Source organism: Hyunsoonleella rubra (genome assembly GCF_042684665.1).
Lineage (GTDB): Bacteria > Bacteroidota > Bacteroidia > Flavobacteriales > Flavobacteriaceae > Jejuia > Jejuia rubra.
In genome coordinates, this window is record NZ_JBHULY010000042.1 from 1 (window position 1) to 1166 (window position 1166).

1 protein-coding gene is annotated in these 1166 nt (G+C 42.3%); it reads left to right on the forward strand.

From position 1 onward, the window contains the following. Positions 1–525 precede the first annotated feature (525 nt). Positions 526–1166: reverse transcriptase domain-containing protein (locus ACFSR8_RS16465; protein WP_380294068.1), on the forward strand; the 641-nt coding region annotated here is incomplete at its 3' end.

The following is a 1166-nucleotide window of genomic DNA, read 5'->3' on the forward strand; positions in this document are numbered from 1 at the left end:
ACTGTAATTGAGATGAGAGGAAAGGTCTCTCGACTGGGATGTATAGGCAAATCAGTCAAACCGCCTTATGGGGCTTACTTTTCACGAGTTGGTCTTGAGCGATAAGGTTAAAGGCGCTACTGCTGTTTGTAGAGTAAGTAGTATGGATAAGCTAAGGTAGGAGCAAAGAAGCTGAAATAGACGAGATTGAACCCTTGTAGAAGTGTCGTAAACAACTTTAGTATGGTCAAAACTGAGGGATGGGCGGTCTTGCAGGACAAAGCTTAACGGGCGTAACCTATTTACTGGTTAAGCGACCATCGGCGTAAAGAGGGCAGGAGCTTTGCTAGACGGCTCAATTACGGAACAGGAGAAGCTAATTAACAGTGCAAAAATACCCCAACCCCGAAGGGCAAGGTAGAAAGTAGCGATACTGCTAATTAGTGGCGGATTAGTCCGTAGTAGCGAAGAAGTACTTGTAATGAGGATGGAGCGAAGGGACTGACTTAACAGTTTTAAATTGTATTACAACTAATGTAAATTAGGATGATTTTCGAGGAGAAACAAAAGTCGCAACCGATAGATAAGCGACAGGTATGGGAAGCCTTTAAAAAGGTAGGTAGTAACAAAGGCGCATCAGGTGTTGATAATCTATCAATACAAGAAGTGCAAACACGCCCTATGAAGTACCTGTATCCGGTATGGAATAGATTGGCAAGTGGGAGTTACTTTCCAAAACCAGTTCGCGAGGTAACAATACCCAAGTCAGATGGTCGAATCAGGAAGCTAGGCATACCAACAGTACAAGACCGAACGGCTCAAATGGTAATTAGGGAAGAACTAGAGCAAATTGTAGATAAACAGTTCAGCAAAAGTTCTTTTGGTTATCGCCCCACTAAATCAGCGCACCAAGCCATAAAACAATGCAGGGAAAACTGTATGCGAATGGATTGGGCAATAGATTTGGACATCAAAAGTTTCTTTGATGAGATAGACCACGATTTAATGCTTAAAGCACTAAATCACTTTACCAAAGAGAGGCATATTCACTTGTATGTTAATCGTTGGTTAAAGGCTCCAATTCAAAAGAAAGACGGCAGTATCGAGTCACGAAGTAAAGGCACACCACAAGGGGGAGTTATAAGTCCATTACTGGCAAACATCTTCTTGCACGTAGTTTTTGACAA